Here is a 4,307-nt window from a genome sequence, read left to right on the forward strand (position 1 = left end):
CCTCGCCCACCGCACGCGCACCCTCCGCCAGGAACGCACCCGCGCGATCCCGGCCGACGCGGCGAGTGAGCTTGCGCGCGACAACGACCCGGGACGAACGCTCCGTCAGCGGTGTCGATGCGCTCGGCGCATCGGCCGCTGGAGCCGTCCCGGGCCGCTGATCAGCGTGCGCGCCCTCGGCGATCAGGCCACACCTTCCGGCAGGTGCTGCTTGGCAACGTCCACCAGCGCGGCGAACGCCTGCGGGTCGCGCACCGCCATGTCGGCGAGCACCTTGCGGTCCACCTCGACCTCGGCGGCCTTCAGGCCCTGCACGAAGCGGTTGTAGCTCAGACCGTTCTGCCGGGTCGCCGCGTTGATGCGGGTGATCCACAGCTTCCGGAAGTCACCCTTGCGGGCGCGCCGGTCGCGGTAGGCGTAGACGTTCGAGTGGAGCGTCTGCTCCTTGGCCTTGCGGTACAGCCGGGAGCGCTGGCCGCGGTAGCCGCTGGCCTGCTCGAGAATGCTGCGGCGCTTCTTCTGGGCGTTCACTGCCCGCTTGACGCGTGCCACGGTTCCGTCCTGTCGATCTCATCGGGGGCGGCGGGACCGCCCGGGGGGCTGGAAGCACTGGGAAGCCGGTGCACCGGCGGAAGGTCCGCTCGGGGCGCGGCGTCCGCGCTGCGGTCTCAGCGGCCCAGGAGCCGGTTGACCTTCTTGACGTCGTTCTTGGCGACCGTTTCGGTGCCCTCCAGGCGACGGGTCACCCGGCTGGACTTCTTCTCCAGGATGTGGCGACGGCCCGCCTGCTCGCGGCGCAGCTTGCCACTGCCGGTGACCCGGAAACGCTTCTTCGTCCCGCTGTGGGTCTTGTTCTTCGGCATCTCTCATCCTTCTCATACGGGGTCCACCGCGCTTCTGGCGAGGCGCAGCGGACCTGATCGGGCCGATGGCCGACCGGTCGGTGCGCTACCGGCCGGCTGCGACGCCGACCGGTGCTACCGGCCGTCCCATCGTCGGGCTCCCGGTGCCGCGCGGGCGTCACCGGGTCGTCCGGCGGGAGGCGGGAGGCGAAGCGTCAGGACGCGGTCGCCTTCTGCTTGGTCTTGTTGGTCCGGTGCGGAGCCAGGACCATGATCATGTTGCGGCCGTCCTGCTTCGGCTTCGCCTCGATGAACCCGAGGTCGGAAACGTCGTCGGCCAGCCGCTCCAACAGCCGGAAGCCGAGCTCGGGACGCGACTGCTCGCGACCGCGGAACATGATCGTCACCTTGACCTTGTGACCCTGGCCGAGGAAGCGGGACACGTGGCCCTTCTTCGTCTCGTAGTCGTGCGGGTCGATCTTCGGCCGGAGCTTCTGCTCCTTGATGACGGTCTGCTGCTGGTTGCGGCGCGATTCGCGAGCTTTCTGCGCACTCTCGTACTTGAACTTGCCGTAGTCCATGAGCTTGCAGACCGGCGGGCGCGCCTGCGGGGCGACCTCGACAAGGTCCAGATCCGCTTCCTGCGCCAGCCGGAGCGCGTCCTCGATGCGGACGATTCCGACCTGTTCGCCGTTGGGTCCGACCAAGCGGACTTCGGGCACGCGGATGCGGTCGTTGATGCGCGTCTCCGTGCTGATGGGGCCTCCTCGGTTCGATGGTCGTCGCTGCTGCAGCCTCGGCGCGTGAAGCTCGCCCCTGGACGTGCAGCGATCCCGGCGCATTCCGGATTACCCGGAACAGCGCCGACCCTGCTCCTGCCGATCGAACCGGTACCGCGATACCGCTCGCACCACCCGTGCGCCGCACCGGTGGGACCGGGACCCGGCGACCTTCAGAAGGCGGTCACTCGGGTGGGAGCGGGGCTCCACTTGGCGCCCCGAACTACAACGGGGCTCGACTTTCGTCTCTTACTGTTGTGCCGGACCTGGTTTTCGGCCAGGCGCCCGGCCAGCCCCCGATTGCACGGGAGCTGTTCGTTCATGCCAGGGTAGCAGCCGTGAACGAACCGCAGTCGACCCCGTCCCCCGGCGAAAATCCGGAGCTCCCGGGCGATTCCGGTGAGCCCGCGGATTTCGCGGGTTCCTCGGAAGCCGAATCCGCGGCGATGTCCTCGAGCACTGGGCTGCCCAGCGGTGGACTCCCGAGCGGGGCGCCTTCGAGCGGCGCCTCGGCCGCAGCCGACCCCATGGACAACGTCCGCGAACTCGTGGATGTTCCCAGCGTCGAGGTGATCAGCCGGGCCGCGGTGATGCTCATGTCGTCGGCCGCGGAGAAGCTCGGCCTCGGCGACGACGAACCGGACAGCGCGCCCGGCCGGGACCTCGACGAGGCGCGGCGGCTGATCACCGCGCTGGCCGGGCTGGTCACCGCCTCCGCGGAATACCTCGGGTTGCACGCCGCGCCGATCCGCGACGGGCTGCAGAGCCTGCAACGGGCGTTCCGGGAAGCCAGCGCGGTGCCGGACCCGCCGGGACAAGGCCCCGGGGAGAAGTACACCGGGCCGGTGCGCTGAGGGGTCATTCCCCGCCGTAGTGCGGGTGCGTGAGGTTGTCGCGCTGCTCGACCAGGCGGCGCGCCGCGTCCTTCGGCAACCCGTGCACCGCCTCGCGCACCGCCAGACCCACCGCTTCGCGCGCCGACCAGCGCACCGCCGTCTCGTCCTCGGCGTCGTGGTCGAGCCACAGCGAGACGAACACCAAGGTCTCCTGGTCGGGTTCGAGCAGTCCGTCCGCGACCGAGTCCAGCACGCCCTGGGCCACCCCGACCTGGCAGGCGCCGCCGATCAGCGTGGCGCTGCGCGCGGTGTTGGCGACCTCGTGGCCGACCAGCAGCGTCGGCGGCTGCACCGTCTCGCAGAAGGGGTGGTCCGGGCCCGCCGAGACCAGGATCGGCGCGAGCCGGTCCGCGGGCCGGGTCAGCGAGGTCACCAGACCGGCGACCGCGGTGCCGCTGCGGCGGGCCAGCACGACGATCGCCCGGCAGGCGTTGGGTTTGCGACCGCCCCAGCCTTGCGCGATCCGGCCGTCCGAGCTGCGGGTCATGCGCCCTCCCAGGAGTCACCGGCCGGGGCGCTGCCCGGCGGGCCGGGTAATGGTCTTGACCTTCCGAGCACCGCACGGGGATGTCAAGGTCGGCGCGACGAGCGGTCACCGGGCCACGACGAGCACCCGCGAGGCCCTCGCGACTTCAGCCCGGCTCCTCCGCTGCCCCACCATCGTCGAGCGAACGGACCGTTCGACCAATCTAGTGGGACGAACGGTCCGTTCACTCATCGCCGAAGGCGGGCGCGGGGCGGTGGGGCCGGTCAGTTGCCGAGCACGGCGAGGGCGTCGATCTCGACGTCGAACCCGGGCAGGCCGACGTAGACGGTGGTGCGGGCGGGGAACGGCTCACCGACCACGCGGGCGTAGGTCTCGTTCATCTCGGCGAACTGCGACACGTCGGTGAGGTAGACCCGCAGCATCAGCACGTCCTCGAGCCCGGCGCCGCCGGCGTTGAGCACGGCGATCACGTTGCGCAGCGACTGCTCGGTCTGCTCGGCGACGCCTCCGGGCACCAGCTTGCCGGTGGTCGGGTCGACCGGGGTCTGCCCGGAGACCTGGAGGATGTTGCCCTTGCGCACGCCCTGCGACAGCGGGGTGCCCGCGGGCGGGGTCGGCGCGTCGCCGGTGGTGATCACGGTGCGGGCCATCGGTGCTCCTTCGTGGTGCGTGCTGCGTTCGGCGGCCGACCCGCGGGTCGCGGTGCGGCGGCCGGAAGATTCCATCAGATTCGTCTGGACCAATGCACTGCGGTGGTGCTTATCATCTCGGCGGCCCGATCTCTGGAGGTTCGTTGTCCGCGACGCCCGAAAGTCCCGGTATCGATGCGTCCGCTGTGGACGCGCTGCGCGAGGAACGGCTCGACTGGCGGTTCAAGGGCGTTCCGGCGGAGGCGTTCGGCCGCACCGCGGGGGAATTCCTGAGCGGCCGCCCGCGGCTCTTCGACGCCGGGTTCGTCGGCCCGCTGCTGGTGCTGGACGACTCCGCGCTCGCGCACAACCTCACGACGATGGCGCGCTGGTGCGAGCGGCACGGCGTGCTGCTGGCCCCGCACGGCAAGACGACGATGGCGCCGCAGCTGTTCCGCCGCCAGCTCGACCACGGGGCGTGGGGCGTCACGGCGGCGAACATCAGCCAGCTGCGGGTGTACCGGGCGTTCGGCGTGCGGCGGGTGCTGCTGGCGAACCAGCTGGGGCAGCTGACTGCTTACGCGCTGGAGTCCGGCAGGGTCGATTTCTGCCCGGCGCCGCTGCTGCTGCTGAGCCTTTTTGCCTATGCCTCCAGCTCTATCTGGATTTTTCCG

General features: G+C 70.7%; 6 protein-coding genes and 1 pseudogene. 2 read left to right on the top strand and 5 right to left on the bottom strand.

The window, feature by feature from the left end; translation table 11 throughout:
* Positions 1-183: 183 nt before the first annotated feature.
* The 3 genes from rplT to infC form a co-directional block, all read right to left on the bottom strand.
* Positions 184-552, bottom strand: coding sequence for a 50S ribosomal protein L20 (gene rplT / locus IJH84_RS16800; protein ID WP_200072096.1), 369 nt, complete (start codon positions 550-552; stop codon positions 184-186).
* Positions 553-668: 116 nt separating this feature from the next.
* Positions 669-863, bottom strand: a complete 195-nt coding sequence (gene rpmI / locus IJH84_RS16805; RefSeq protein ID WP_200072095.1) for a 50S ribosomal protein L35 — start codon at positions 861-863, stop codon at positions 669-671.
* 194 nt (positions 864-1,057) lie between these two features.
* On the bottom strand, positions 1,058-1,684 hold the full coding sequence (infC, locus tag IJH84_RS16810) for a translation initiation factor IF-3 (protein WP_233627980.1): 627 nt from the start codon (positions 1,682-1,684) through the stop codon (positions 1,058-1,060).
* Between the two features lie 464 nt (positions 1,685-2,148).
* Here infC and IJH84_RS16815 point away from each other — a divergent pair, with 464 nt between their 5' ends.
* Positions 2,149-2,475 (top strand): DUF1844 domain-containing protein, encoded by a 327-nt coding sequence (locus IJH84_RS16815; protein WP_200072154.1) that lies wholly within the window; start codon positions 2,149-2,151, stop codon positions 2,473-2,475.
* Between the two features lie 4 nt (positions 2,476-2,479).
* Here the strand turns inward: IJH84_RS16815 and IJH84_RS16820 are convergent, their stop codons facing one another.
* Positions 2,480-3,004, bottom strand: a complete 525-nt coding sequence (locus tag IJH84_RS16820) for a formaldehyde-activating enzyme (RefSeq protein ID WP_295146067.1) — start codon at positions 3,002-3,004, stop codon at positions 2,480-2,482.
* A gap of 263 nt (positions 3,005-3,267) precedes the next feature.
* Positions 3,268-3,654 carry a Rid family hydrolase gene (locus IJH84_RS16825; RefSeq protein ID WP_295146069.1) on the bottom strand — a complete coding sequence of 129 codons (387 nt, stop codon included), beginning with the start codon at positions 3,652-3,654 and terminating at the stop codon, positions 3,268-3,270.
* A 143-nt stretch (positions 3,655-3,797) separates the two neighbouring features.
* On the opposite strand from IJH84_RS16825, the pseudogene IJH84_RS16830 reads away from it, so the two are divergent.
* A pseudogene (locus tag IJH84_RS16830) lies at positions 3,798-4,307 on the top strand (hypothetical protein); the annotation flags it as partial.

It is taken from the genome of Saccharopolyspora sp. (assembly GCF_017434145.1).
GTDB classification, from domain to species: domain Bacteria; phylum Actinomycetota; class Actinomycetes; order Mycobacteriales; family Pseudonocardiaceae; genus Saccharopolyspora_C; species Saccharopolyspora_C galaxeae.